This is a genomic window from Friedmanniella luteola (genome assembly GCF_900105065.1).
Taxonomy (GTDB): Bacteria; Actinomycetota; Actinomycetes; order Propionibacteriales; family Propionibacteriaceae; genus Microlunatus; species Microlunatus luteolus.
On the sequence record NZ_LT629749.1, the window covers coordinates 1,937,579 to 1,963,407 of the forward strand.

Annotated in this window: 30 protein-coding genes; 17 read left to right on the forward strand and 13 right to left on the reverse strand. The window is 75.0% G+C overall.

All coding sequences use genetic code 11. The annotated features are described in order from the left end of the window. Positions 1-63 precede the first annotated feature (63 nt). From BLT72_RS09175 to phoA, 4 genes are all read left to right on the forward strand, one after another. On the forward strand, positions 64-891 hold the full coding sequence (locus tag BLT72_RS09175; protein ID WP_231930466.1) for a helix-turn-helix domain-containing protein: 828 nt from the start codon (positions 64-66) through the stop codon (positions 889-891). A gap of 28 nt (positions 892-919) precedes the next feature. Further along, entirely contained in the window at positions 920-1,888 is a 969-nt protein-coding gene (locus tag BLT72_RS09180; protein ID WP_091412253.1) for an AEC family transporter, read from the forward strand. Between the two features lie 10 nt (positions 1,889-1,898). After that, on the forward strand, positions 1,899-2,318 hold the full coding sequence (locus BLT72_RS09185; RefSeq protein WP_091412255.1) for a TIGR03618 family F420-dependent PPOX class oxidoreductase: 420 nt from the start codon (positions 1,899-1,901) through the stop codon (positions 2,316-2,318). 162 nt (positions 2,319-2,480) lie between these two features. After that, on the forward strand, positions 2,481-3,905 hold the full coding sequence (gene phoA / locus BLT72_RS09190) for an alkaline phosphatase (protein WP_197677244.1): 1,425 nt from the start codon (positions 2,481-2,483) through the stop codon (positions 3,903-3,905). 103 nt (positions 3,906-4,008) lie between these two features. Here the strand turns inward: phoA and BLT72_RS09195 are convergent, their stop codons facing one another. From BLT72_RS09195 to BLT72_RS09220, 6 genes are all read right to left on the reverse strand, one after another. Next, positions 4,009-4,581, reverse strand: a complete 573-nt coding sequence (locus tag BLT72_RS09195; protein WP_091412257.1) for a DinB family protein — start codon at positions 4,579-4,581, stop codon at positions 4,009-4,011. Positions 4,582-4,637: 56 nt separating this feature from the next. Further along, a complete protein-coding gene (locus BLT72_RS09200) occupies positions 4,638-4,967 on the reverse strand; it encodes a hypothetical protein (protein ID WP_091412259.1) in 330 nt (109 codons plus the stop codon). A 77-nt stretch (positions 4,968-5,044) separates the two neighbouring features. Next, on the reverse strand, positions 5,045-5,377 hold the full coding sequence (locus BLT72_RS09205) for a YciI family protein (protein WP_091412261.1): 333 nt from the start codon (positions 5,375-5,377) through the stop codon (positions 5,045-5,047). 69 nt (positions 5,378-5,446) lie between these two features. Then, complete coding sequence (locus tag BLT72_RS09210) at positions 5,447-6,205, reverse strand: anti-sigma factor (RefSeq protein WP_157720370.1); 759 nt, start codon at positions 6,203-6,205, stop codon at positions 5,447-5,449. Continuing rightward, entirely contained in the window at positions 6,202-6,810 is a 609-nt protein-coding gene (locus tag BLT72_RS09215; protein ID WP_231930468.1) for a sigma-70 family RNA polymerase sigma factor, read from the reverse strand. The genes BLT72_RS09210 and BLT72_RS09215 overlap by 4 nt, the downstream gene beginning before the upstream one ends. A gap of 30 nt (positions 6,811-6,840) precedes the next feature. Next, on the reverse strand, positions 6,841-7,515 hold the full coding sequence (locus tag BLT72_RS09220) for a fasciclin domain-containing protein (protein WP_091412266.1): 675 nt from the start codon (positions 7,513-7,515) through the stop codon (positions 6,841-6,843). Positions 7,516-7,866: 351 nt separating this feature from the next. Between BLT72_RS09220 and BLT72_RS09225 the strand changes: the two genes are divergently transcribed. Together BLT72_RS09225 and BLT72_RS09230 are read left to right on the forward strand one after the other, a co-directional pair. Next, the gene (locus tag BLT72_RS09225) at positions 7,867-8,163 is read left to right on the forward strand and encodes a hypothetical protein (RefSeq protein ID WP_091412268.1); all 297 of its coding nucleotides are present in this window, start codon (positions 7,867-7,869) and stop codon (positions 8,161-8,163) included. Between the two features lie 183 nt (positions 8,164-8,346). Then, positions 8,347-9,078, forward strand: a complete 732-nt coding sequence (locus tag BLT72_RS09230) for a GAF and ANTAR domain-containing protein (RefSeq protein ID WP_091412270.1) — start codon at positions 8,347-8,349, stop codon at positions 9,076-9,078. A 38-nt stretch (positions 9,079-9,116) separates the two neighbouring features. Here the strand turns inward: BLT72_RS09230 and BLT72_RS09235 are convergent, their stop codons facing one another. Together BLT72_RS09235 and BLT72_RS09240 are read right to left on the reverse strand one after the other, a co-directional pair. Next, entirely contained in the window at positions 9,117-10,061 is a 945-nt protein-coding gene (locus BLT72_RS09235) for a serine hydrolase (protein ID WP_091412273.1), read from the reverse strand. Between the two features lie 9 nt (positions 10,062-10,070). Next, the gene (locus BLT72_RS09240) at positions 10,071-10,988 is read right to left on the reverse strand and encodes a phosphotransferase family protein (RefSeq protein WP_197677245.1); all 918 of its coding nucleotides are present in this window, start codon (positions 10,986-10,988) and stop codon (positions 10,071-10,073) included. A gap of 149 nt (positions 10,989-11,137) precedes the next feature. Here BLT72_RS09240 and BLT72_RS09245 point away from each other — a divergent pair, with 149 nt between their 5' ends. Then, positions 11,138-12,250, forward strand: coding sequence for a glycoside hydrolase family 43 protein (locus BLT72_RS09245; RefSeq protein ID WP_091412278.1), 1,113 nt, complete (start codon positions 11,138-11,140; stop codon positions 12,248-12,250). Between the two features lie 14 nt (positions 12,251-12,264). Here the strand turns inward: BLT72_RS09245 and BLT72_RS09250 are convergent, their stop codons facing one another. Continuing rightward, complete coding sequence (locus BLT72_RS09250) at positions 12,265-13,158, reverse strand: GTP-binding protein LepA (RefSeq protein WP_091412281.1); 894 nt, start codon at positions 13,156-13,158, stop codon at positions 12,265-12,267. Positions 13,159-13,424: 266 nt separating this feature from the next. Here BLT72_RS09250 and BLT72_RS09255 point away from each other — a divergent pair, with 266 nt between their 5' ends. The 8 genes from BLT72_RS09255 to BLT72_RS09290 all read left to right on the forward strand — a co-directional run bounded on the left by BLT72_RS09255 (position 13,425) and on the right by BLT72_RS09290 (position 21,805). Next, positions 13,425-14,348 carry an ABC transporter permease gene (locus BLT72_RS09255; RefSeq protein WP_197677246.1) on the forward strand — a complete coding sequence of 308 codons (924 nt, stop codon included), beginning with the start codon at positions 13,425-13,427 and terminating at the stop codon, positions 14,346-14,348. Then, complete coding sequence (locus BLT72_RS09260) at positions 14,345-15,427, forward strand: ABC transporter permease (protein WP_091412285.1); 1,083 nt, start codon at positions 14,345-14,347, stop codon at positions 15,425-15,427. The genes BLT72_RS09255 and BLT72_RS09260 overlap by 4 nt, the downstream gene beginning before the upstream one ends. 44 nt (positions 15,428-15,471) lie before the next feature. Further along, positions 15,472-17,145, forward strand: coding sequence for an ABC transporter substrate-binding protein (locus BLT72_RS09265; protein ID WP_091412288.1), 1,674 nt, complete (start codon positions 15,472-15,474; stop codon positions 17,143-17,145). Beyond that, positions 17,142-18,968, forward strand: a complete 1,827-nt coding sequence (locus tag BLT72_RS23295; RefSeq protein ID WP_280949249.1) for a dipeptide ABC transporter ATP-binding protein — start codon at positions 17,142-17,144, stop codon at positions 18,966-18,968. Before BLT72_RS09265 ends, BLT72_RS23295 begins: the two co-directional genes overlap by 4 nt. 40 nt (positions 18,969-19,008) lie before the next feature. Next, positions 19,009-20,064, forward strand: a complete 1,056-nt coding sequence (locus tag BLT72_RS09275) for a Gfo/Idh/MocA family oxidoreductase (protein ID WP_091412290.1) — start codon at positions 19,009-19,011, stop codon at positions 20,062-20,064. Positions 20,065-20,142: 78 nt separating this feature from the next. Then, positions 20,143-20,841, forward strand: coding sequence for an Arc family DNA-binding protein (locus tag BLT72_RS09280; protein WP_091412293.1), 699 nt, complete (start codon positions 20,143-20,145; stop codon positions 20,839-20,841). Then, positions 20,838-21,596 (forward strand): DUF4097 family beta strand repeat-containing protein, encoded by a 759-nt coding sequence (locus BLT72_RS09285; protein WP_091412295.1) that lies wholly within the window; start codon positions 20,838-20,840, stop codon positions 21,594-21,596. Before BLT72_RS09280 ends, BLT72_RS09285 begins: the two co-directional genes overlap by 4 nt. 11 nt (positions 21,597-21,607) lie before the next feature. Continuing rightward, positions 21,608-21,805, forward strand: coding sequence for a hypothetical protein (locus tag BLT72_RS09290; RefSeq protein ID WP_091412298.1), 198 nt, complete (start codon positions 21,608-21,610; stop codon positions 21,803-21,805). Between the two features lie 3 nt (positions 21,806-21,808). On the opposite strand, the gene BLT72_RS09295 is transcribed toward BLT72_RS09290, so the two are convergent. Beyond that, entirely contained in the window at positions 21,809-22,945 is a 1,137-nt protein-coding gene (locus BLT72_RS09295) for a glycosyl hydrolase family 8 (protein ID WP_091412300.1), read from the reverse strand. A gap of 108 nt (positions 22,946-23,053) precedes the next feature. Continuing rightward, on the reverse strand, positions 23,054-23,206 hold the full coding sequence (locus BLT72_RS22165) for a hypothetical protein (protein WP_157720371.1): 153 nt from the start codon (positions 23,204-23,206) through the stop codon (positions 23,054-23,056). A gap of 213 nt (positions 23,207-23,419) precedes the next feature. Here BLT72_RS22165 and BLT72_RS09300 point away from each other — a divergent pair, with 213 nt between their 5' ends. Then, complete coding sequence (locus BLT72_RS09300; RefSeq protein ID WP_091412302.1) at positions 23,420-23,872, forward strand: hypothetical protein; 453 nt, start codon at positions 23,420-23,422, stop codon at positions 23,870-23,872. 78 nt (positions 23,873-23,950) lie between these two features. Next, a complete protein-coding gene (locus BLT72_RS09305; RefSeq protein ID WP_091412305.1) occupies positions 23,951-24,295 on the forward strand; it encodes a hypothetical protein in 345 nt (114 codons plus the stop codon). A 26-nt stretch (positions 24,296-24,321) separates the two neighbouring features. Here BLT72_RS09305 and BLT72_RS09310 read toward each other — a convergent pair whose 3' ends face one another. Next, on the reverse strand, positions 24,322-24,879 hold the full coding sequence (locus BLT72_RS09310; protein WP_091412308.1) for a dihydrofolate reductase family protein: 558 nt from the start codon (positions 24,877-24,879) through the stop codon (positions 24,322-24,324). Between the two features lie 110 nt (positions 24,880-24,989). After that, positions 24,990-25,787 (reverse strand): GAF and ANTAR domain-containing protein, encoded by a 798-nt coding sequence (locus BLT72_RS09315; protein WP_091412311.1) that lies wholly within the window; start codon positions 25,785-25,787, stop codon positions 24,990-24,992. Between the last annotated feature and the right edge of the window lie 42 nt (positions 25,788-25,829).

Genomic DNA, 25,829 nt, shown 5'->3' on the forward strand with positions numbered 1-25,829 from the left:
TGCGCGTGATGCGCGCGCGGGACCAGGGTCGCGCCGGTCAGGATGATGGGAGATCCTGCTGGGGTGCCCACCGAGACCGCGACGCCGACCGTTCCCCGGGTGCTGACCGGCTCCTTCGCCGAGGGGCCGTCCTACGTCACCTGGCGCAGCCGCGGCACCACCGACTGGCTGGTGGTGCACACGACCGGGGGGCGGGGCCGCTTCGGTGCCGTCGACGGCCGCTCGCTGGTGGTGGGGCGCGGCGACCTGGTGCTGCTGCGGCCGGGGGTCCGGCACGACTACGGGACCGCCGCCGGCGCCGACGGCTGGGAGCTGCAGTGGGCCCACGTGCACCCGCGGCCGGACTGGGCGCCGCTGCTGGACTGGCCGGAGGCCCTGCCCGGCGTCCGGCACCTCCACCTGGCCGGCGAGGTGCACGCGCGGGTGCGGGAGTCCTTCGCCCGGGCGACGGCGCTCGGGCAGGGCGGGCTGGCCCAGGCGGAGCTGTTCGCGCTGAACGCGCTGGAGACGGCGCTGCTGTGGGCCGCCACCCAGGTGCCCGGCACCAGCACGCTCGACCCGCGGTTGATCAGCGTGCTCGAGGACGTGGGTGCGCGGCTGGCCGAACCGCTCACCGTGGCCGGGCTCGCGCGCCGGGCCGGGCTCTCACCCTCGCGGCTCACCCACCTGTTCAGCGAGCAGCTCGGGGTGCCGCCCATGCGGTTCGTCGAGCGGCAGCGCATGCAGGCCGCCCGGCAGCTGCTGGAGCTGACGTCGCGGCCGGTCGCGGAGGTGGCCCGGGCGGTCGGCTACGACGACCCGCTCTACTTCTCCACCCGCTTCCGCCGGCACACCGGCTGCTCCCCGACGGCGCACCGTGCGCGGTCCACCGGCGCGCTGCCGTCGAGCTGAGCCAGCGCCATGGGGTTGGCTGGAGGGCGTGCAGGACGTCCTGGCGGGCTTCGCCACGATCGCGGTCGTGATCGCGGTCGGCTTCCTGCTCGCCCACACCCGGGTGCTGGACGTCGACAGCCAGGGCATGCTCGCGCGGCTGGCCTTCTACGTGGCCAGCCCGGCGCTGATGGTGACGGTGCTGGGCCGCACCGACGTCTCCCAGCTCTTCTCGGCCAACCTGGTGGCGTCCCTGGGCGGCGTGCTGGTGACCGCGACCGTCGCCGTGCTGCTGGCCCGGCTGGTCTGGCGGCGGACGGCGAGCGACACCGTGATCGCCACGTTCAGCGCCTCCTACGTGAACGCCGGCAACCTCGGCCTGCCGATCGCCGCCTACGTGCTGGGCGACGTCTCGCTGATCGCCCCGATGCTGCTCGCCCAGCTGATGGTGCTGCAGCCGCTGGGCCTGGCGGTGCTGGACTCGACGGTGCACGTGGCCGTCCCCGGCCAGACCCGCGGCCGCCGGCTGCTGGGTCGGCTGGGCCAGCCGTTGCGCAACCCGCTGATGCTCGGGTCGCTGGCGGGGCTGCTGCTGTCGGTGACCGGGCTCACGCTGCCGCGGGTCGTGCTGGACCCCCTCACCCTGATCGGTGGCATGGCGGTGCCCGCCATGCTCATCGCCTACGGCATCTCGTTGCGCTTGGGCCCGCGGCCGGGGGCGGGGGAGCCCGCCGGCCAGATCGGCACGATCGTGGCGCTCAAGCTGCTGCTGCAGCCCACCGTCGCCTTCCTGCTGGGCCGGTTCGCCGTCGGACTGGAGGGCCTCGACCTGCTGGCGGTGACGGTGGTGGCCGCGCTGCCGACGGCGCAGAACGTGTTCACCCACGCCGTCCGCTACCGCCGGGCGGAGATCCTGGCCCGCGACTCCATCTTCATCTCCACCCTGCTCTCGGTGCCGGTGCTCGTGGTCATCGCGGGCGTCCTGGGCCAGCCGCCGGCCACCGGCGGCCCTCCGTAGGATCGCGGGCATGCCCGACACCCCGATGACCCCGCGCGTGCTCGACCTGCTGCGCCGTCCCAACCCGGCCGTCATGGCCACCCTGGCCGCCGACGGCCGGCCCGTCACCGTGGCCACCTGGTACCTGCTCGAGGACGACGGCCAGGTGCTGCTCGGCCTGGACGCCACCCGGGCCCGGATCAAGCACCTGCGACGCGACCCCCGCGTCTCCCTGACGGTGCTGGCCGCCGACGACTGGTACACCCACGTCAGCCTGCAGGGACGGGTCGGGCCCATCACCGAGGACGTCGGGCTGGCCGAGATCGACAAGCTCGCGACGCACTACCTCGGCTCCCCGTACGCGGACCGGGAGAGCCCGCGGGTCGCGACCCGCCTGCAGGTCGAGCGCTGGCACGCCTGGGGCTCGCTCCGCGCGGAGCAGCAGGGCTGACGTCGGTTGGTCGCCCGGCCGGCGTCCGCGGTTCAGGGTCCGCCACCCGAATGGTGGCCCCGCTGACGTCTCGTGGTCGCCCGGCCGGCACCCGGTGTTCACCCTCGCGGGATCAGATCGAGCGTCTCCGCAGAAGGCGGAGCAGCAACGATCGGGGTTCCCATGAAGTTTCCCTCCCGTCGCCTCGGCCGCACGGCGATCGCCGTCGCCGCTGCCGGTGGCCTGATGTTCTGCGCCGGGGTGTCCTACGCCGGCTACAGCAGCGAGAACCTGAGCGTCAAGGGTGGTGCGAACCGGGTCCAGGGTGACCGGTCCGAGGTCGTCAAGCGGGCCATCGACAAGGGCCGGGCCCAGAACGTCATCCTGCTGATCGGTGACGGCATGGGTGACTCCGAGATCACCTCCGCCCGCAACTACGCCTACGGCGCCGCGGGTTCGTTCCCCGGCATCGACGCGCTGCCGCTGACCGGGTCGTACACGACCTACTCCCTCACCAAGGAGGGCCGTCCGGACTACGTGCCGGACTCCGCCGCGACCGGCTCCGCCTGGGCGACCGGCACCAAGACCTACGACAACGCGATCTCGGTCGACATCCGCGGCAAGGCCCAGCCGACGCTCCTCGAGCTGGCCAAGGCCAAGGGCCTCAAGACCGGCGACGTCACCACCTCCGAGATCCAGGACGCGACCCCCGCCGTCCAGGTCGCGCACATCTCGGCGCGCTCCTGCTACGGCCCGGTCGCCACCGCCAAGACGTGCCCCGAGGCGCTGAAGGAGAACGGCGGCCGCGGCTCGATCACCGAGCAGTTGCTGGACACCCGTCCCGACGTCACCCTCGGTGGCGGCGCCAAGACCTTCGCCGAGACCGCGACGGCCGGCCGCTACGCGGGCCAGACGCTGCTCGCCCAGGCCAAGAGCCGCGGCTACCAGGTCGTCGGTGACCGGGACTCGCTGGCCAAGGTCACCAAGGCCGACCAGAGCAAGCCCGTGCTGGGTCTGTTCGGGGAGGGCAACCTGCCTGTCCGCTACGTCGGCCCCAAGGCGACGCGCACCGGTGGCACCACCCCGGCCGCCCGCTGCACGCCGAACCCGGAGCGGCCCGCCACCCAGCCCCGGCTGGCGACGATGACCCGCAAGGCCATCTCCCTGCTGGACAACGACAAGGGCTTCTTCCTGCAGGTGGAGGGCGCGAGCATCGACAAGCAGGACCACGCGGCCAACGCCTGCGGGCAGATCGGCGAGACGATCGACCTCGACGAGGCCGTGCAGGTGGCCCTCGCCTTCGCCAAGGCGGACGGCAACACGTCGGTCTTCGTGACCGCCGACCACGGCCACACCAGCCAGATCGTCGAGGCGGGGGAGAACACCCCGGGTCTCACCTCGACCCTGCTGACCCACGACAACGCCCCGATGACGATCTCCTACGGCACCGCGGAGGAGGGTGGCTCGCAGCAGCACACCGGGACCCAGGTGCGGATCGCGGGCTACGGCCCCAAGGCGGCCAACATCGTCGGGCTGACCGACCAGACCGACCTGAACACCACCATCGCGTCGGCGCTCAAACTGCCGTCGCGGCTGCCGCGCCGCTGAGGTCCGCCGGCTCCGGCCGGCCCACCACGTCGCCCCCTGAGATCTCCCTCGCGCCCGCCACCGCGGGCGCCCGGGAGGCCAGGGGGCGACGTCGTCACCGGGCCTACTGCCCGACCCGGCCGTCGATGCACTCCCGCAGCAGGTCGGCGTGCCCGCAGTGCCGGGCGTACTCCTCGACCATGTGCACGAGGACGTCGCGGTAGGGCAGCGGCTTGCCGTGGTGCTCCGCCGTGGCGCCGAGGTCGGGTGACCCGGCGAGGAACTCCTCGGCGAACGCCACCTCGGTCCGCCAGGCCGCCCAGGCCTCCCGCACCACCGCGTCGTCGGGCCGGGCGCCGTCGAAGTCCTCGTCGCGGGAGTCGTCCGTCCAGTACAGCGGCGCGACGTCCTGCCCGGCCAGGGTGCGGCGGAACCAGCTGCGCTCGACGTCCGCCATGTGCCGCACCAGCCCCAGCAGCGACAGCGTCGACGGGGGAACCGACCGCCGCGCCAGCTGCTCGGCGTCGAGGTCGGCGCACTTCATCTCCAGCGTGAGCCGGTAGCGCCGCAGGTAGTCCGCGAGCACGCTCCGCTCGTCGGCGCCGGTCACGCCGGTCTCGCGGGGGTCGTCCCCCTCGTCGACCCACAGGTCGGGGTGCACGGTCGCCTGGGTCCAGCGGGTCGTCGCGGTGTCCATGGCCGGATCATCGCCGATCGGGGCCCCGGGCGGCCACCGGGAAACGGGCTCGGCGGTCAGTGGTGGTGCGCGAGGTAGGCGCCGGCGCACTCGTTGCCGGCGTCGACCAGCCAGCGCAGCTGCTCGACGTCGTCCCGCTCGGCGGCCAGCTGGGCCAGCCGGTCGGCGGCGTGCTCGTGCCCCGCGTCGACGAGCCAGCGGAGCTGGTCGACGTCGCCGCGCTCGACCGCCAGCGCGGTCAGCCGCCGCGCCGCGCTGTCGTGCCCGGCGTCGACGAGCTCGCGCAGCTGGTCGACGTCGCCCTGCTCGACGGCCAGGGCCGCGAGCCGGTCGGCCGCGTCCTCGTTCCCGGCGTCGACCTGTCGACGCAGCTCCTCGCTGTCCATGGGTCGCAGCGTAGGGCTCTTCGCGCCACTCCGACAGGGTCTGCGGTCCTGGTCGGTGGGCTGGGCAGACCGCGGTGCTACGGCCTGTGCTCGAGCGGCCACACCTCGACCACCCCCTGCGCCACCGCGCAGGGCGTCCCCGCCACCAGCTCGACCGCCTCCTCGAGGGTCGCGGCCTCGAGCAGGGCGAGACCGGCGACGGGCAGGGCCGACCGCAGGAAGGGGCCGGCCTCGGTGGTCACGCCGGCCGCGTCGGGGTTGCGGACCAGCACCGGAGACCCGGCGGTGCCCATCAGCACCCCTCGTCGGCTCAGGGCGGCGTCGTGGGCGTGGGCGGCGTCGCGGACAGCGGCCGCGGTGCGGTCGTAGCCCTCCCGGTCGCCGTAGCCGATCGTGATGAAGTACGGCACGCGGAGCTCCTCTCGTCGAGGTGCAGACCTGGGCGGTGCGCCGGAGTCGTCGGCCCCCGGGGAACCGGGTCAGAAGAAGGCGACGACCTCGGCGCTGCCCGTCGGCCGGGAGGAGCCGCCGCGCGGCTCGACGGAGAGCGCGACCGCCACCGCCCCGGCGACGCCCGAGGTCAGCCAGACCCGCTCGCGCACGGTGGGCCCGAAGGCCGGTCCGGGGGCCATCTCGCCACCCCCGTCCTGGGTCCAGAGCTGGTAGCTGTGGCCCGGGTCCAGCGGGGGCAGGGCGGCGCCGACCAGCAGCGCACGGTCCTGGTGCTTGGAGACGACCAGGGTGACCGGGTGGCCCCCTGCGAGCAGAGCGCGGTGGACGCTCACGTCGTCGGCGGTCATCAGCCGGTCCTCCTGCGCGGCCCGGTCGACCTGGACCTGGTGCTGCTGCACCAGGCCGGCCCCGCCGCCGCCGAGGGCCACGGCCAGTGCCACCGCCAGGGCGAGGACCGGGGCGAGGAGCCGCAGCCGCGCGAGGCGGCGCTGGCGGACCGGCCGAGCCCGCGCAGCCGGCGGCGTCCGCGGCGCGGCCGGCACGGCTGCCGTGACGGCGGGGGGCAGGGGCCGGTGGCGGCGGACGCTGCCGAGGATGCGGCCGCGGAGCGCGGGTGGTGGGGTGCGGCTGGTCAGCCGGCTGAGCTCGGCCGCGGTCTCCAGCAGCTCGTGCACCTCGACCTGGCAGGTGGGGCAGCCCGTCAGGTGCCGCTCGAAGTCGGCCCGCTCGGGTCCGGTCAGCCCGTGCACGACGTAGCTGCCGACGGCACCGTGGGCGTCGCTCACGACCCGGCCCGGAGGTGGGCGCGGAGGGCGATGAGGCCGTCCCGCATGCGGGCCTTGACCGTGCCCAGCGGCACGTCGAGGAGACGGGCGATCTGGCTCTGGCTGCAGCCGTCGTCGTAGGCCAGCTGGAGGGACTGCCGCTGCAGGGGGGTGAGCCGTTGCAGCCCCCCACGGACGAGCTCGACGGCGAGGTCGGCGTCCACCCGGTCCCACACGGGGTCGGCCGTGCGGTCCTCGGCGGCCCGGCCCCAGCGGTCGTCGCGGGCGGTGTCGCTCTCCACGGAGCGGACCCGGTCGACGGCCCGCCGGTGGGCGAGGGTCAAGATCCAGCCCATCGCGCTGCCTCGTCCCGGGGAGTAGGTGGTGGCCTTCTGCCAGACCTCGAGGTACACCTCCTGCACCACCTCGGCGGCGTGCTGCGGAGCCCGGAGGACCCGCAGCACCGTGCCGTAGGTGCGGGAGGAGGTGGCCTCGTAGAGGTCGGCGAAGGCGTCGACGTCACCCTCGGCCGCCCGGCCCAGGAGCTGGGCCAGGTGGGACGAGAGCTCGCCCGCCGAGCGCCCGGCCCCGGAGGGTTCTCCGGGGCCGGGCGTCGCTGCGGGCACGCTCAGGTACCGGGCGGCGAGGGCTGCTGGTCAGGACTTCGGCAGCAGGACCGTGTCGATGATGTAGACGGTCGCGTTCGCGGTCTGGACGTTGCCGCAGAGGACCTTGGCGTCCCCGTTGACCGTGAAGTTCTCGCCCGAGCCCTCGACCGTGACGCCCTGGGCCTTGTTCAGGGTGTCGTGGTCCCCGGCCAGCGTCATCGGGGTCAGCTTCTCGCCGACGACGTGCTCGGTCAGGATCGCGGTCAGCATCTCCTTGTCGGCGAGGACCTTGTCGAGGGTCTTCTTGTCGATCTTGGCGAAGGCGTCGTTGGTCGGCGCGAAGACGGTGATGTTCTCGGCGTTGTTCAGCGTGTCGACGAGGCCGGCCTTCTTGACGGCGGTGACCAGCGTGCTGAGCAGCGGGTTGTTGCTGGCGGCGGTGGCGACGGGGTCGGCGCTCATGCCGTCGAAGGAGCCCTTGCCGGTCTTCGGGACGGCGGAGCAGGCGGCGCCGAACGGGGCGTCGGCCATGGACGCGGAGGCGCTGGGGCTCATCGAGGGCGAGGCCATCGGGGAGCTGGAGGCGCTCATCGAGGGAGCCGAGGAGGTCGACTGACCGGCCGGCGCGGCGGCGGTCTCGGCGCCGCAGGCGGCGACGCTCAGCGGCAGGGTCAGGGCCGCGGCGGCGATGGCGAGACGGGCGAGACGGGAGGTGGTGAACATGGGGAGTTCCTCAGGTGTTGGACGGTGGCGGGCCGTTCGGCCTGTCACCAACACTTCGGTGCGCCCGGGGTTGATGGTTTGGTCCGCCCGGGAATTGACGAAAAACATCCATTTCCGGCCCCGACGAGGCGGCCTGGGCGCGCGTGCGGAGAGCCCTTTCGGAGCCGTGGGCCCGACCGGATTGCTCATCGCGACGATCCTGCGGATATCCGCGCCGCTCGACAACGAAATGGTCTCGAGATGACCATTTCCCCGGCCTTTCCTGCGGCCCCGGACCTACGTTCCTCCTGTCCGCAGGTCTCGGGGGATCCGCTGCGGGCGCCGCTCCTCCCTGTCGAATCGGAGTCCCTCGTGTCCCTCCTCCCCGTCCGCGTCCTCGGCCTCGGCGCCGCCGCCGTCCCGGCCCTCGCCGCCGCCTCGGTCGTCACCCTGCCGGTCCACCGGCCCCTGTCCACCCGCCCCCGGCCCGCCCGGGTCGTGCCCCGTCCCGTCGTGGCCACCGGCCACCCGCACGGCGACGGACCGCTGAGCTCGGCGCCGGCCGCGCCGCTCGTCGTGGTGCTGCTCGGGATGTTCGTCGTCGCGGCCGGGCTCCTCACCGGCGCCGTGCTGCTCGTGGTCCACCTCCTCGGGCTGCTGCTCGGCTGACCCCGCCACACCGGGCGCGAGGGTGCTGCGTCGGCGGCCGGCTTCCTCTACCATCGGTGGCGCTCGTCCACCCCGCACGGGTGGGCGGACCAGGGTCGAGCAGGGGCCCGCCACGGGGCGACCCGTGGTGCGGACAGCACGCGCCGACCCCGCCGTCGGCGGCGATGAGCACGGAGAAGCCGGATGACCCTCGACCCCACCACCCCCGGGCCGCCGGGCGACGACGGCGACCTGGCCGTCGCGCTGGCCGCGCTGGCCGACGTCGAGCTGGGGCGGACCCCGGTCGGTGCCGGGGTGCGGGTCCTCGCGGCCACGGTCCGCGAACTGGTGCGGCGCGAGGCCGAGGTGTCGGTCACGATCGTGCAGGACGGGCGGCCGCGGACCGCCGCCTTCACCGACGACCTCGCCGTGGACCTCGACGAGCGGCAGTACAGCAGCGGTGCGGGGCCCTGCCTGGAGGCGGCGCGCACCGGTCGCACCATCCCGCTCGTCCTGGAGCAGTCCGAGGAGCGCTACCCCGAGTTCGTCCGGGCCGCCCTCCGCCGTGGCCTCACCCACACGCTCTCGGTGCCCGTGCCCGTCCAGGGCGACTGGACGGCGGCCCTCAACCTGTACGGGACCACCGGCGACCCGTTCAGCGCCGGGACCCGGCTGGGCGTCGAGCGCTTCGCCCCCTACGCCGGCACCTTCCTGGCCAACCTGCAGCGGCACCACGACGCCCTCGAGCAGGCCGCGGGCCTGCAGGAGGCCATGCGCTCGCGCGCGACCATCGAACAGGCCAAGGGCGTGCTGATGGCGCAGCAGCGCTGCTCCGCGGACGCGGCCTTCGCCCTGCTGGTGCGGGCCTCCCAGCGCGACAACGTCAAGCTCCGCGACCTCGCCGCGGCCCTGGTCGAGCGGGCCGCCCGGCCCTGAGGCCCGGGGCGGGACCGGGCCCCGCACCGGTCCCGACGTCAGCGCTCCGCGCGCTCGGCCGCCAGCCGTTCCCGGAGCCCGGCGGCCAGCCGGTCCAGCTGCCGGACGTGGGCGGCGTCCCCGTCGCTCTGCACGACCGCGGGACCGACCGCGTCGGTCAGCACGGCCACGGCGTAGCCGTCCAGCAGGCCCATCTGCCGGGTCACCCGGTCGGCCCGCAGCCAGCCGCCCTTGTAGGCGCTCGCGCCGACCGTGCCCAGTCCCCAGGCCTGCGCGGCGACGGGCCGCATCTGCGCCAGCAGGTAGGCGCTCGCGGCGGGGGACACGACCTCCCCGGCGGCCAGCGCGGCCATGAAGCGGACCTGCTCGCGCGCGCTCCAGGACATCAGGCCCTCGTACCGGTCCGGCGCGGTGGTGGTCCGGTCGCCGGCCGCGCGCAGCACGGCCGTCATCGCCCGCCCGGGTCGGCCCGGCAGCTGGGCCCGGAGCGCTGCCGCGGCCACGCCGTCGGACCGCGTCAGCGCCCGCTCGACCAGCCGTCGCTGCGCCGCCGTCAGCCGGTCCGGGTCGCCGTCGACGACCGTGTCGAGGAAGGCCGCCACGACGAGCACCTTGGAGGTGGACCAGGCCTCGGCGTCGGTCACCCGGCCCTCGACCGTCACGTCCGTCGGGTCGTCCAGGGGGGCGAAGGCGACGACGTCGCGCCGGTCGCCCACCCAGCTCGGCGGGGCCGCCGACGGCCGGGCGGGGGGAGCCGTCCGGGCCGTCGGGGTCGGCCGGGCTGTCGGGGTCGCCCGGGCGGTCGGGCTCGGCGCGGGCGTCGGCGTGGACCGGGTTGCGCGGGTCGCGGGAGCGCCCGGACCGACGCCCGGCTCCGGGGGGCCGGCCACCGGCGCCGGCGGGCTGCCGCAGGCGCTGAGGAGCGCGACCGCGAGCGCGAGGCCGGCGGCGCCCCGCACAGGTCGTCGCAGGCCGGTCAGCACGGGTCGAGCCTAGACAGCGTCCGGCCGGCCCAGCTCGTGGTGCAGGTCCTCGAGGGCGACGGCGTCGCTCGCGCTGCCCGGGTGCGGGGCCGCGAACCAGGCGGCGTACTGCGCGATCTCGTCGAGCCGCCACTCCAGGTCGAACAGCTCGACCATGGCCGGCTCCACCGCCACGGGGTGGCCGCGCTCCAGCAGCGTCCGGAGGTCGCGCTCGGCGGGAGCCAGCGCCACCGACTCCCAGTCGACCAGCCGGAGCCGGCCGCGGTCGTCGACCAGCTGGTTCGCCTCGTGCGGCTCGCCGTGCGTCACCACCCAGCGCCGGCCCGCCGCCGTCGCCCCCAGCGCGTGGTAGCGCGCGGTCCACCGGCCGACGGCCTCCAGCCGGGCGCCGATCGCCGCCCGCGCCTCCTCGCCGTGCGGTCCCGACGTCCAGGGAGCGGCGCAGGCGGCGGTCAGCCGGACCGCCAGGTCCGGCGGGACCCGGGGACGCCACCGCGGGGTGGTCGGGGGCGGGTCGACGGCGTGCAGCCGGCCCAGCAGCGCGGCGGTGGCCGGCCCGTCCAGCACCTCCGGGGTCCGGGCGCTCGACCACGGGGTGAGCGAGAGGGCGTACCGCCCGAGGGGGACGGGGCTGAGGGGGACGGTGCAGGCGCCCGAGCGGCTCGTCAGCGGCGCGACGACGAGCTCCAGCTCCGCCGCCAGGGTGACCGCGGTGCGGTAGGCGGCCTCCAGTGACGTCGCGGAGTGGCGCGCGCCGACCGCGTCGAGGGTCGCGAAGTGGGTCCGCACCCCGGCCGTCCACACCGCCCAGTGGTGCGCCCCGAAGCCGACCGGCAGGTGCTCGACGGCCTCGGCCGTGCCCGCCCAGTGGCGACGCACGGCGTCCAGGACCACCTCGTCCGCGACGTCGCGAGGGCGTTCCCGCACCGGCCTGCGCTCCTGCCCTGGCTCCTGCACGCGCCCGTCCGCGCGGTCGGTGGCCATTCTGCCGCCGGTCGGTCCCCCTGCGGCGCGCCGAGCGCCTACAGTGCGGACCCTGACCGCGGCTCCTGGGCCGTGGAGAGACGAGGAACCCGATGACGCCCCTCGCCGCGGCCACCGACGTCCGGCGTCGTCCGCGCCGGTCGCCGCGCTCCGCCCTCGGAGCCGGGCTGACCGTCCTGCTCCTCGCGACGGCCTGCACGTCGACCCCGGCCGGCCCGGCACCGGAGACGCCGGCGCCGAGCGCCGCCGCCGCCACCTTCACCAACCCGGTCCTCGGCCAGGGTGCGGACCCCTTCGTTACGGTGGTGGACGGCCGGTACTGGTCGGTGCAGTCCTCGGGCACCGGGGTCACGCTGCGCTCGTCCACCTCGCTCGCCACGCTCGGCGGGACCGACGCGGAGACCATCTTCTCCGGCGGCGACGAGGGCAGCCCCTGCTGCGAGTGGTGGGCGCCGGAGCTGCACGAGATCGACGGCCGCTGGTACGTCTACGTGGCCGCCGACGGCGGGGACAACGACGACCACCGCACCTACGTGCTCGAGGCCGACGCGATCGAGGGCCCGTACAGCTTCGCCGGCCGGCTCCAGCTGCCCGGCAACCGCTGGGCCATCGACGCGACGGTGTTCACGGCCGGCTCCGCCCGCTACGTCGCCTGGTCGGGTTGGCCGGGCGGGACGAACGGCCAGCAGAACCTCTACCTCGCCGAGCTGGCCACCCCGACGACGGTGCGCGGGAAGGCCGTCGTGGTGTCGGAACCGCGGCTGGACTGGGAGACGAAGGCCGGCACCGTCGGGGTGCTGGTCAACGAGGGCCCCGCCGCCCTGGTCCGTGACGGCCAGGTCTTCCTGACCTACTCCGGCTCGGGCTGCTGGACCCCGGACTACGCGATCGGGATGCTCACCGCCGACGAGGACGCCGACCTGCTGGACCCCGGCAGCTGGACGAAGGACCCCGAGCCGCTGTTCGCGGGCGGCGACGAGAGCGGGCTCTACGGCACCGGCCACCACAGCTTCTTCACCTCACCGGACGGCCGGCAGACCTGGTTCGCGTACCACGCGGTGACCTTCGCGGAGGGCAGCTGCGGCGAGGACCGCCAGGTGTACGTGCAGCCGCTCGGCTCCGGACCCGGCGGCCGGCCGGAGTTCGGCGTCCCCTCGGGCGGCGCGGCGGAGATCCCGCTGCCCTCCGGCGATCCCGGCGCCTAGCCGGGGCCGACCGCTCAGGCCGCGACGAGCTCGCGGCCGACGCCCGCGACCGCGGACTCGCGGTAGAGAGCGGCGGCGTCGCGGAAGGCGGCCAGCGCGTAACCCGGCACGGCCAGCCCCTGGTCGGCCGCGCCGAGCAGCTGGGTCTCCACCCGGACGATGTCGCGGACGTTGCGCTCCAGCTCCTGGTCGATCCCCAGCTCGACGAGGACGCTGCCGAACTGCGTCCGCTGCGCGCGCGTCTTCGCGCCGACGAGGCCGAAGGTCTTCGACCGCAGGAGGCGCGCCAGGTGCAGCTGCCACGGCGCCAGCGCCCCCGACTGGACCAGCTCGAGCGCGCTCATCCGGTAGAAGGCGAAGTGGCCGGGCTCCTGCACCTTGATCGCGTCGACGACCGTGGTCTTGACGGCGTCCTCGCCCATCGCGGCGAGGCCGTCGGACATCGCCTGGTAGGCGAGCATCGCCGACCGCTCCGTCGCCGCCCCGGTGAGGTAGTAGAGCAGCCGGATGACCTCGTGCACCGCCGGGATGTGCGCCAGCGCGCCGAGCACGCGGATGCGGGGCGGGACGCCGTCGAGGTCCGGCTCGGCCGGCGCCATCCCGAGGTGCTGGCCGAGCGTGTCCAGCAGCACGCCGTGGTGCTCCTCCTGCGGCCCCCACACGTCGGCGTAGAACAGCCGGTCGGTCTCGCTGACGCCCGGCAGCAGCACGGCCAGCTCGAGCACGTTGCGCTCGACCTCCATCTCCACGCGGGCCATGTACTCCAGCGGCCCGGCGAACCGGGCCCGGACCGCCCGGGCGTCGCGGAGCGTGTAGTCGGCGGCGGCGAGGTCGACCGGGGGGTGCAGGGCGCCCAGCCGCTCCACGTGGGCGCGGATGCGGGTGGGGTCGACGGTCGGCGTGGTCATGGGGTGTCCAGTTCTCGGGGAGGGATCGTGCACGCTGAGTTCGGCGCGGTCCCGCCCTCGGTTCGGTGCGGCTCGGTCACACCTCGGTCACGCCCGAGGGCGCCAGCCTCCGGGTCCGGTCCGCGGACCGGGAAGATTCCCGGAATCCCTGGCGTTACGGTCGGCTACGGGGTCGACGCGGCCCCTGCACCCCTGAGCAGCGGGGATGCGGCACGTGGACCCGCCCCGGCGGCACGACCCGGGACGGGGCAGCGAAGATGAGCGTGATGAGCACCGAGCAGGTCGACGCCCCGTCCCTGGGCGGCCGGCAGGTCGGCCGGCGACTCCGCGCCGACCCGGGCGCCGTCGTCGGTGTCGTCGTCGTGCTCGGCTTCGTCCTCGTCGCGGCCCTGGCACCGCTCGTCGTGCTGGTCTCGGGGCACAACCCCTACGACTACGACCTCGACGCGCTCGACGCCACGGGTGCTCCGGCCGGCGCCTTCGGCGGCATCAGCGCCGACCACTGGTTCGGGGTCGAGCCGCTGACCGGCCGCGACCTGTTCGCGGTCGTCGTCTACGGGGCCCGGACCTCGATCCTCGTCGGGCTGCTGGCCACGGTCGTGTCGGTGGTGCTCGGCGTCGTCGTCGGGCTGCTGGCCGGCTACTTCGGCGGCTGGTCCGACCGGCTGCTCAGCCGGGCCACCGACGTCGTGTTCGGCTTCCCCAGCCTGATCTTCATGATCGCCCTCGGTGCGATCATCCCCACCTGGCTGCCGAAGTCGGCGCTGATCGTGCTGGTCATCGGCTTCTTCGGGTGGCCACCCATCGCCCGCGTCGTCCGGGGCCAGACGCTGCTGCTCAAGGAGCGGAACTACGTCGTCGCCTCGCGGGCGGCCGGAGCCGGCGCGGGCCACGTCATGCTTCGCCAGATCCTGCCCAACCTGGCGGCGACGATCATCGTGTTCGCCACCATCTCGGTGCCGGGCAAGATCGGGGCCGAGGCCGCCCTGTCGTTCCTCGGCGTGGGCGTGCCGCCGCCCACCCCGGCCTGGGGTCGCTCGATCGGCGACGCGATCAGCTGGGTGCAGACCGACCCGATGTTCCTGATCTTCCCCGGCGCCGCACTGTTCCTGGTGACACTGGCCTTCAACCTCTTCGGGGACGGGCTCCGCGACGCCCTCGACCCCCGGTCCGCGAGCCTGCGCCGATGAGCCTGCCGTCGACCGGTTCCGGGACCGGCACCGTCCCGACCACCGAGCACGCACCGTCCCGCCGGACGGTGCGGGCCGGCGGCTACCTGCGCTTCCTCGGCGGCCGCGTGCTCGGCATGGTCGCGGTGCTGCTGGTGATCGCCCTGATCAGCTACGCGATCTTCTACCTGCTGCCCGCCAACCCGGCCCAGCTCTCCTGCGGGCGGCCCTGCACGCCGGAACGGCTCGCCCAGGCGGAGGCGTTCATGGGCTACGACCAGCCCTGGTGGCGCCAGTTCCTGGCCTTCCTCGGCGGTCTGGTCGTCGGTCGCACCTACGGCACGGGGGCCGCGGCCATCCAGTGCGCCGCCCCGTGCTTCGGCTACTCGTTCCGGCTGAACCAGCCGGTGACCGAGCTGATCGTCGACCGGATCCCCGTCACCTTCTCGATCGCGATCGGCGCGGCGGTGCTGTGGCTCCTGATCGGGGTGGGCACGGGGGTGGTGTCGGCGCTGAAGCGGGGCTCCCTGACCGACCGCGTGCTGATGACCGGGGCGGTTGCCGGGGTCTCCGCGCCCGCCTACCTGGTGGGCCTGCTCGGCATCCTGCTGTTCGGCTTCACGCTCAACATGGTGCCGGTGTCGGGCTACGTGCCGCTGAGCGAGAGCCCCGTCGACTGGGCGTGGCACCTGGTGCTGCCGTGGCTGGTGCTCGCCTTCCTGAACGCCGCGCTCTACACCCGGCTCACCCGGGGCGAGATGCTCGAGGTGATGGGGGAGGACTACATCCGCACCGCCCGGGCCAAGGGCCTGGGCGAGGGACGGGTTGTCCGCCACCACGCGCTCCGGAACGTGCTCATCCCCGTCGCCACCGTCTTCGGCCTCGACCTCGGCGGCCTGCTCGGCGGGGCCGTGATCACCGAGAAGGTCTTCTCCATGCAGGGCCTGGGCGCCCTGCTGCTCGACGCCGTCGGCAACCTGGACCTCCAGGTGCTGGTGGGCGTCACCTTGTTCTCGGCCTTCGTGATCGTCGTGGCGAACTTCGTCGTCGACCTCACCTACGGCCTCCTCGACCCGCGGGTCGGGAACCGCTCCGGCTGACCCGACCCCGTCCCCACCCCCCACCCAGAAGAGGAACCATCGAGATGAAGCGCGCGACCACCGTCGGCGCCCTGCTGGCGGCGACCACCCTGCTGCTCGCCGGCTGCAACGCGAACCCGACCACCCCCAGCACCAGCAGCTCCAGCGCGCCGGTCACCAAGGGCGGCGACCTGACCATCCTCACCTCGCAGACCGAGCTGAGCTTCGACCCGGCCAAGAGCCAGAGCCTGGCGATCACCTCGCTCGGGCTGGTCGAGCGCCGGCTGACGACGTGGGACATCACGCCCGGCCAGGAGGCCAAGTACGTCCCCGACCTCGCGACGGACACCGGCACCGCCAGCAACGGCGGCAAGACGTGGACCTACACGCTGAAGGACGGGCTGACCTTCGACGACGGCACCCCGATCACCAGCGCCGACGTGAAGTACGGCCTCGAGCGCTCGTTCGCCCCGGAGCTCTCCGGCGGCCTCGGCTACCACAAGGCGCTGCTCGCCGGTGCGGCCGACTACGCCGGCCCGTACGACGGGAAGGAGCTCGACTCCATCAAGACCCCGGACGACAAGACCATCGTCTTCGAGCTGAACACCCCCTACGGCGACTGGCCCTGGATCGCCTCGATGCCGGCGTTCTCGCCCGTGCCGAAGGCGAAGGACACCGAGCCCGCGACCTACGGCGAGAAGCCGGCCGCCTCGGGCCCGTACACGATCGAGTCCTACCAGCAAGGTGTCGCCCTCAAGATGGTCCGCAACCCGAAGTGGGACGCGTCGACCGACGCCGTCCGCACCGCCGGCCCGGACACGATCACCTTCAAGATGAGCCAGGACGCCACCGTCGCTGCCCAGGCGCTGATCGCCGACAGCGGCGACGCCGCCACCTCCTTCGGCGCCCAGTTCGTGCCGCCGGCCCAGCTGGCGCAGGCGCAGAACAACCCCTCGGCGAAGAGCCGGCTGGTCACCTCCGAGCCGGGCGCGCTGGCCTACCTGGCGCTGAACACCCAGCGCGGGGACCTCGAGGACGTGAAGGTCCGCCAGGCCCTGCAGTACGCCGTCGACCGCCAGGCCTTCCTGGTCGCCTCCGGCGGCGAGCTCGCCGGCGCCGCGGCGACGACGCTGATCACCCCGGGCATCCCCGGGCGCGAGGAGTACGACCTGTACCCGGCCCCGGCCGCCGGCGACCCCGACAAGGCGAAGCAGCTGCTGGCCGACGCGGGTCACGCGGACGACCTCGACCTCACGCTGGTCACCGGCAACGACACCGTCTCGCTGGCCCAGGCCCAGGCCCTGCAGCAGGGCTTCGAGAAGGCCGGGGTGAAGGTGACCCTGCAGCCGCTGGACGCGAACACCCTCACCGAGCGCGTCACCAGCGGTTCGGGTGACTACGACCTCTACATCGGCAGCTGGCAGCCCGACTTCCCGAGCCCGAACGGCAACATCCAGCCGCTGTTCGACTCGAGCCAGATCGGCAGCGGGGGCTACAACATCTCCCGCTACCAGGACGCCGACGTCGACGCCGCCATCGCCAAGGCGACCGGCGAGGTCGACCAGGCGGCGGCCGGCGCCCAGTGGGCGGCCATCGACAAGATGATCATGGAGGACGCGCCGGTGGTCCCCCTGACCTACACGAAGAACTCGTTCCTGCACGGCTCGAAGGTGCAGAACTTCGCGATCGGGGCCTTCCCGGCGTACCCGAACTACCTCAAGGTCACGCTCGCCCCGTGACCGAGCACCGACCGACCGGGGCGAGCGCCCGGCCCGTGCCGACCGCGCCCGTGCTGACGGTGGCGGGGATCACCGTCGCGTTCGCGGCCACCGGCGCGCGCCGGCCCGGCCCGCCCCGGGAGGTCGTGCACGGCGTCGGCTTCACCCTCGAGCGCGGCCGCGTGCTCGCCCTCGTGGGGGAGTCGGGCTCCGGCAAGAGCGTGACGGCGATGGCCCTGCTGTCGCTGCTGCCGCGCAACGCCCGGGTGGGCGGCTCGGGCGTCCTGACCGACGGTGACGTGGCCGAAGAGCTCGTCGGCGCTCCGGCCGACCGGCTGCAGGCGGTCCGCGGTCGCCGGATCGCGGCGATCTTCCAGGAGCCGATGAGCGCGCTCAACCCGGTCTTCCGCATCGGGGACCAGATCGCCGAGGCGGTGCAGGTCCACCAGCCACACCTGGGCGCCGACGCGACCCGGGCCCGGGTGCTGGAGCTGCTGGAGCAGGTGTCGGTCCGCGAGCCCCGGCGGATCGCCCGGGCCTACCCGCACGAGGTCTCGGGCGGGCAGCTGCAGCGGGCGATGATCGCCATGGCGGTGAGCAACGACCCCGCGGTGCTGATCGCCGACGAGCCCACCACCGCCCTCGACGTCACCGTGCAGGCCGGCATCCTCGGCCTGCTGCGCGACCTCACCGACCGGCTGGGCACGGCGGTGCTGCTGATCACCCACGACATGGGCGTGGTGGCGGACGTCGCCGACGACGTCGCGGTGATGCGCGAGGGCCGGATCGTCGAGAGCGCCCCGGCGGAACAGCTGTTCGCCGCCCCGGCGGCGGACTACACCCGCGCCCTGCTGCAGGCGGTGCCGCGGATCACCGACGTCGCACCCGACCCCCGCTCCGACCTGACCCCCCGCGCCGAGCCCGGCCCCCGCGCGGACGCCGAGCCCGACCCCCGCGCGGACGCCGAGCCCGGCCCCCGCTCCCTGAGCTCGTCGAAGGGCCCGTCGACGAGCTCCGCGAACGGTCTGGCCGCCGAGCTGCGGGACGCCAGCGTCGTCTACGGCGGCCGCGGCGGCGAGGTGCGGGCCGTCGACCAGGTGTCGCTGACCGTCGCGCCGGGGGAGTTCCTCGGCCTGGTGGGGGAGTCCGGGTCGGGCAAGTCGACCGTGGGGCGGGCGCTGGCCGGCCTGGTGCCGGTGCGCTCGGGCGAGGCCTGGCTGGCCGGCGTCGAGCTGTCGGGCGCGTCCCGGGCGGAGCTGCGCCGGGCCCGCTCGCGCCTCGGCATCGTCTTCCAGGACCCGGCCTCCAGCCTCAACCCCCGGCACAGCGTCGGCCGGAGCATCGCCGAGCCGCTCGTGCTGCACGGCACCACCGACCCGGCCGTCCGGCGGGCACGCGTCGAGGAGCTCCTGGACCGGGTGCGGCTGAGCCGTGACCTGGCCGGCCGGCTCCCGCACGAGCTGTCGGGCGGGCAGCGGCAGCGGGTCGCCCTGGCCCGGGCCCTGGTCGACCGGCCGGCACTGCTCATCGCCGACGAGCCCACCAGCGCGCTCGACGTGTCGGTCCAGGCCACGGTCCTGGAGCTGCTCGCCGAGCTGCAGCGCGACCTCGGCTTCGCCTGCCTGTTCATCAGCCACGACCTCGCCGTCGTCTCCACCGTCACCAGCCGGGTGGCGGTCATGTACGACGGCCGCGTCGTGGAGACCGGCCGCACGGCCGAGGTGCTGCGCTCCCCGCAGGACCCCTACAGCCGACGGCTGCTGGCCGCCGTCCCGGTCGCCGACCCGGTCGAGCAGCGCGAGCGCCGCCGCGCCTGGCTGGAGCTCGAGCCCGCCGCCCGCTGACCTCACGCGTCCCGTCGAGCGGCGTCGCTACCGTGGCCGGGTGACGACCTTCGCGCTGATCGGCAGCGGGTGGCGGGCCCGGATGTTCCTCGACGTGGCCCGCGTCCTCCCGACGGTGCGCTGCGCCGGGGTGGTGGTGCGCACGCCGCGCCCGCTCGAGGTGCCCACCTTCGCGTCGCTCGAGGCGTGCGTGGCGGCCGTCCGGCCGGACTTCGTGCTGACGGCGACGCCGTGGACGGTGACGCCGGCCGTCGTCGCGGAGGCCGTGGGGCGCGGCCTGCCGGTGCTGGCCGAGACGCCGCCGGCGCCCGACCTGGCGGGGCTGCGCGCGCTGTGGTCGGCGGTGGGGGGCTCCGGCCTGGTCCAGGTCGCGGAGCAGTACCTGATGATGCCGTCCCACGCGGCCAGGGCCGCCGTGGTCGCGCGCGGGGTGATCGGCACGCCCACGCAGGTGCAGGTCTCCTCCACGCAGCAGTACCACGCGGTGTCGCTGGTGCGCGGGTTCCTCGGGGCGGGCCGGGAGCCGGTCACCGCCCGGGCGACCCGCACCACCGCGCCCCTGCTGCAGCCGCTCGGCCGGGGCGGCTGGACGGACGACCCGGCGGAGCACCCGACCACCACCACGCTGGCCACCCTCGACCTGGGACCCGGCCGGTCGGGCGTCTACGACTACACCGAGCAGCAGACGCGCAACCAGCTGCGGTTCCGCCGGCTGCTCGTCCGCGGCTCGGCGGGCGAGCTCCGGGACGACGAGGTGGTGTGGATGGCCGCGCCGCAGACCCTGGTGCGCACCCCGCTGGTGCGGCGGCAGACCGGCCACGACCTCGACCTGGTCGGCTACGACACCGAGCACATCACCTTCGGATCGGAGGTGGTCTACCGCAACCCCTACCCCGGCCGGCGGTGGATGGACGAGGAGGTCGCGATGGCCACCCTGCTCGAACGCACGGCCGCCTGGGCGCGGGGCGGCGGGCCGGCGCCATACCCGCTCGCGGACGGCCTGCACGACCAGCAGGTCGCGCTGGCCATCGAGGAGTCGGCCGACCGCGACCTGCCCGTCACCACCAGCACCGAGGGCTGGACCACCCCGCACTGACCCGTTCGGCGTCACGCCGCGCCTCCATGACGTCGCCTATCCCTTGACGTGGCGTCAATCTGACGTCACAGTGGAGTCATGGAACTCACCCCGTATGTCGCGTCGGTGCGCCGCGGAGTCCAGGACTCCGCCGCCCTCGCCGACGACCACACCCGCCAGGTCGCCGAGCGCCTCGGCGCCGGCGTCGAGGCCGCCACCCGGCTGGCCCTCCTCTCCGCCCTGGCCGACGCCGCGTCCGAGATCAGCGTCGAGCTGGCGCCGGGGTCGGTCGACCTGCGGATGCAGGGCGCCGAGCCCACCTTCGTCGTGACGCTCCCGACGCCCGCCCCGCACGACGTCACGGTGCTGCAGCCGGAGGATCCCACGGTCGTCGACCCGCTCGCTGCCGACGCCGACGCCGACGAGCAGCAGGCCCGGGTGAGTCTGCGGCTCCCGCAGTCGGTCAAGGAGAAGGTGGACGAGTACGCCGACGCGGAGGGGGTCTCCACCAACACCTGGCTCCTGCACCGGGTGCTCGAGGCGCTGGCCGACCGCACCCGCGCCGGCCGCGGCCGCGGACAGGGCTGGGGTCTCAACATCGGCCACGACGGGGTGCGGCTCAACGTGCCGCCGTCGGTGCCGGTCCCGCCGCCGCCCTTCCGGCCCGGCTTCCCGCTGGCCGAGCACGACCCGCGGCCGGGGCGCGGCCGACCCGAGGGCGACCGGTCCGACCGCGGCCGCCGCGGTGACGGTCCTCGCGACGGCGGCTCGGGCACCGTGCAGGGCTGGGTCCGGTGAGGACCTTCCGCGCCCCCGACGCCGAGCACGTCCAGCTGCAGGTCGGCGCGGGCCTCGTCGAGGTCGTCGCCAGCGACGACGGCGCCGTGCACGGCGAGATCGACTGCGACGGCGACGAGCAGGAGGCCCGCGTCCACGTCCAGACCTTCGGCGCCGAGGTGCGGGTCGTCGTGCCGCCGGCGACCGGCTGGGCCTCGGGCGAGGCCCGCATCCGGCTGGCCGTGCCGGCCGGGACGGACCTCACCCTGACGAGCGGGTCCGGCGACCTCACCACCGACGTCCGGCTGGGCCGGGTGTCCGCGCGCAGCGGCAGCGGGGACCTGCGGCTGGCCGCGACGGCTACGGCCGGGCTGCACACCGGCTCCGGTGACATCACCGTGCTCGCGGTCGACGGCGAGGCCGACGTGAGCTCCGGGTCCGGCGACATCCGCGTCGACAGCTGCGGGGCCGACCTGACCCTGCGCACCGCCTCCGGCGACGCCACCATCGGCCGCCTCACGGGCCGGGCGGAGGCCAAGCTGGCCTCCGGGGACTTCCGGCTGGCCGCCACCTCGGGCTCGGTCCACGTCCGGACCGCGTCGGGGGACATCACCGTGGGCGTCGCCGGGCAGCTGGCCGCCTGGCTCGACCTGCACTCCAGCTCGGGCGACGTCGACATCGCCCTCCCGCCCACCGCCGAGCCCGGCCCCGACGACCCGTACGTCTCGATCCACGCCCGCACCGGGTCCGGCGACATCCGGATCGCCCGGGCCTGAGAGGAGCCCCGATGCACCCCGACCCCCTCGTCACCGCACCCGGCTGGGACCAGGACCGCAGCCGCCGGGCCAGCGAGCGCTACCTGCTGCTGGCCGCCGTGGCGGAGCAGCGCCGCACGGCGCCCCGCCGCCCGGGCCCGGTCCGCCGGCTCCGGCACGGCCTCGCCGGCGGCCTCGTCGCCACCGCCCGGCTGATCGACGCCACCTGAGCCTCAGCCCTCCAGCGGCGGGCAGCCGCCCAGCACCGGGTCGGTGAGCAGCAGGCGGCCCAGCGCGTCCCACGCCCCGCCGTAGTAGGTCGGGGACTGCTGCTGCAGCTGGTCGGCGGCGGCCAGCTGAGCGCGGGCCCGGTCCGCGTCCCCGGCCGCGGCCGCGGCTGCCGCCTCGGCCGCGGCCGCGACGACGGAGGGGACGTCGCCCAGGGGCGTGCCGCCGAGGTCGCGGACGGCCTCGTGACCGCTCGTCCGGCTCAGCGGGCCGGCCAGCCGGGCCGCCAGCGCGACGTCGGCGGGGTCGCAGGACTCGGCGTAGCGCAGGGGCATCCGGGTGGCGTCGTAGCTGTAGCGGACGCCCTCCCCGCCGCGTCCGGCGGCGCCCGAGGTGGCCTCCACCCGGCCCGAGCCGTGCACCTGCGCCCAGTCCGGCGGGAGGGCGGCGGCGTCCAGCAGCACGGCCAGCATCGCGCGGCTGCCGGCGTCCAGCTCGGCCCACCGCGGATCGGGAGCGGCCGCGGCGAGCACGCGGACGGCCGCGGGGGAGGCGTAGCTGGGGTTGACCGCCCACGGGTCCTGGGTGGCCCAGCTGCCGGCGGTGAGGACGCGGCCCAGCCCGGTCGGCACGGTCTCGACGTCGAGGACGGCGGTGCCGAGCGTGCTGCCCGCCGAGGTGAGCGCCGGGTCCTCCCAGCGGCGGCCCGCCACCACCAGCGCGCGGGCGGCGTCGAGGTCGGCGTCGGCGGCCGAGGCGTCGTCGACCACCCGCCCGTCCTGCCAGCGCCAGCTCAGCGTGCCGTCGGGGCGGCTCAGGTGGTCCCGCGCCCAGCCCCAGACCCGGTCGAAGGTGCCCCGGTCGTCGAGGGCGGCGGCCACGAGCATCGCGTAGGCCTGGCCCTCGCTGACGGTGTCGCCGTCCTGGTCGCGGCGGACCACCCGGCCGTCGGGGTCGACGTACCCGTCGAGGAACGCCCGGCCGGCCTGCCGCGCCGACCACGGCTGCGCCGAGCCGTCGGGGACGGGGGCCGGCGCGACGGCACCGGCGCCGTCGTCCCGGACCAGCACCACCAGCCCCACGACGACCGCCAGCAGGAGCACGCCGCTCAGCAGCCAGCGGACGAGCGCGCGCGACCCCACCCGCGGATCCTAGGCGGCGTGCACGGGCCGCCACCGGACGTCGCCGAGCCCCGGCGCGCCCGGCACGATGGCCCGGTGACCGCGACTGAGGTCGGTTCGCGGGCCCGGTCAGGCGCCGAGCAGCACGTCCTGCTGCTCGGCGTCGCGGGTCGCGCGCTCGTAGCAGGCCTCGCAGGCGGCGCTCTCGCCGACCAGGTCGAAGACCTCCGACTGCTCGTCGTCCAGCGGCCCTCCGCAGAGGATGCACGTGGTGGTGTCCATGGCCGGTCGGTACCCGGTGGCGAGGCCGGTCGACGGTCGCGCGGGTTACGGTCGCAGGTCGATCCGGTGACGCGTCCGGCCCGGCGGAGCGGGCAGCCGCGGGGTCCCGAGGTGGGGGTTCTCGCACCGTCGCGGGCCTGTCGGGCGGGGGACGGCGGGACTACCGTGACGACCAGGAGCGCTCGACGGGGAGCGCCCGCCGAGGAGGCCGTGATGCGCCGGTACCTGATCGTGGCGAACCAGACGCTCGGGGGTGACGAGCTGGTGGAGCTCCTCCGCCGGCGGGCGGCCTCGGAGCCGTCGGAGTTCTTCCTGGTGGTGCCGGCCACGCCGGTGGTGGAGCTGGTGCCGGGTGCGGCGACGGCGGTCGCGGTGGGTGGCCCCGCCGTGATGCCTTCCTCGCCGCAGGAGGCCCGGGCCCTCGCGGAGCAGCGGCTCGCCGGCGCTCTGGAGCGGTTCCGGGCGGCCGGGGCCACCGTCGAGGGCATCGTGGGTGACGCCAACCCGGTGCGGGCGGTGGAGACGGCGATGCGGGGCCGGCAGTTCGACGAGATCATCGTCTCGACGCTGCCCTCCCGGCTGTCCCGCTGGTTGCGCGCGGACCTGCCGCGCCGGCTGGAGCACAAGACCGGGCTCCCGGTCACCCACGTCACCGCCGGTAGCTGAGCCGGCGGGCCGCCGCCCGGCGGGGACGGGATCACTCCCCGCGCTGACAGCGGCGCCCGACGCTGCCAGGATCAGGGCGTGCCCTCGGACTCGCGGATGATCTCGTTGGGCTTCGGCAAGTTCGCCCGGGCCGACCGGGTCTTCGCGCTGGAGCCCCTGCTGGGCGAGGAGCGCGGCGACGGCCGCCGCACCCGCGTCTGGGTCGAGGGCATCCCGGAGCCGATCATCGCGTCCCGCACCGAGGCCACGATCCTGCGCGACATGGGTCAGGACGCGGCGGCGGACGCCCCCGTGCTGGACGAGGCCCTCGACCTGGCGTCGCGGCTGGCCTCGGCGGCCGACGCAGGACGGGTGGACCTCAGCGACCTGGGCCGGCGCGCGCGCCGCCTGCTGGCCGCCACCACCGCACCGGAGCGGGACTAGCACGCCCGGCGGGCCGGTCGCGGCGCTCAGCCGGCCGGTCGTGCCGCTGGGACGCGGAAGCGGAGCAGCGTCACGGCGCCCGACTGCTGGCGGCTCACCGGTTCCAGCTCGATGCGACCCAGCCCGGGGGTCGAGAAGCGCACGCCGTCGCCCAGCAGGACCGGCAGGACGTAGACCAGGACCTCGTCGACGAGGCCCTGCCGCAGGCACTGGCTGGCCAGGTCGGCACCGAGGACCTCCAGGTTCTTCCCGCCCGCGGCGGCGCGGGCGGTCGCGACCGCCTCGGCGAGGTCGCAGCTGAGGAAGGTCACCCCGGCCACCGGCTCGTCGGGCGGCCGGTGGGTCAGGACGAAGACCGGGCCCCCGTCGTAGTCGGTGTCCTCGGCCGCCATCTGCCGGGCGACCTCGTGGGTGCGTCGGCCCACGAGCATGGCACCGGTGGCCGCCATGACCTCGGGGAAGGTGTCCGCCGTCAGGTAGTCGTGGACCCAGCCCATCGTGTCCCCCGGCCCGGCGATGAAACCGTCCAGCGACATCGACCGGTTCACCACGACCTGGCCCCCACCCGCACTGCTCCCGCTCATGCCCGTCCTGACTCGGCCGCGACCCCGGACTCATCGGGCCGGGCGGCGCCAGGGTCACTCCACGGCCCTGGCTCGTCCGTGAGAGCGTCGATCGACCGCGGACCCCGAGGTCAGCGTCCCGGGCGGGGCGGGCTGGGAGAGGCGGGGGTGACGCCGGCGATGCGGCCCGTGTCCGTCAGCTCGGCCGCGAGGTCGCGGAGCTTGAGGTTGCGGTGCTGGCTGGCCCGGACCAGCAGGGAGAACGCCTTCTGCGCGTCGATCTTGTACCGCTCCATCAAGATGCCCTTGGCCTGCCCGATCAGGTCCCGGGTGGCGAGGCCGGCGACCAGCTGGTCGTGCTTCTGCGCACCTGCCATCGCGACCGCGGCGTGGCTGACGAACAGCAGGCCGACGTGCTCGGACTCCTCGGTGAACGCGTGGGCCTCGCGCCCGTAGAGGTTGAGGGCTCCGAGGTTGTCGCCCTCGACCCAGAGCTGGAACGACAACATGCTGCTCGCCCCGGCCTCGGCGGCCAGGGGTGCGAAGCGCGGCCACCGGGTCTCCGACGCCATGTCAGGCACCGAGACCACCTTCTCGTCGTAGACCGCGTCCAGGCAGGGTCCTTCGCCGGTCGTGGTCTGCAGGGCGTCGACCCGCCGGGGCAGGTCGCTGGAAGGGCTCTGCGAGCTCACGTCGCGCCGGCCCAGGACGACGCTGATGGAGCCCTCGTCGACGCCCGGGATCTGCGCCACCGCCGCCGCCACCAGATCGCCGAGCATCGACTCGGTGTCGTCCTCGGCCTCCAGGGTGCGGGCGAGCTCGCTCAGGGTCTGCGCCAGCTGGTTGGCGCTGGCTGAGTTCGCGGGAGCCCCGGTCGGCTCGTCGCCGGTCGCCTCCGGGTCGGGCCGCGTCGAGGTTGCCCCAGTCATCCGACTCCTCATTCTCCGTGCGCTGCCGAGCGGGAGGCCCCG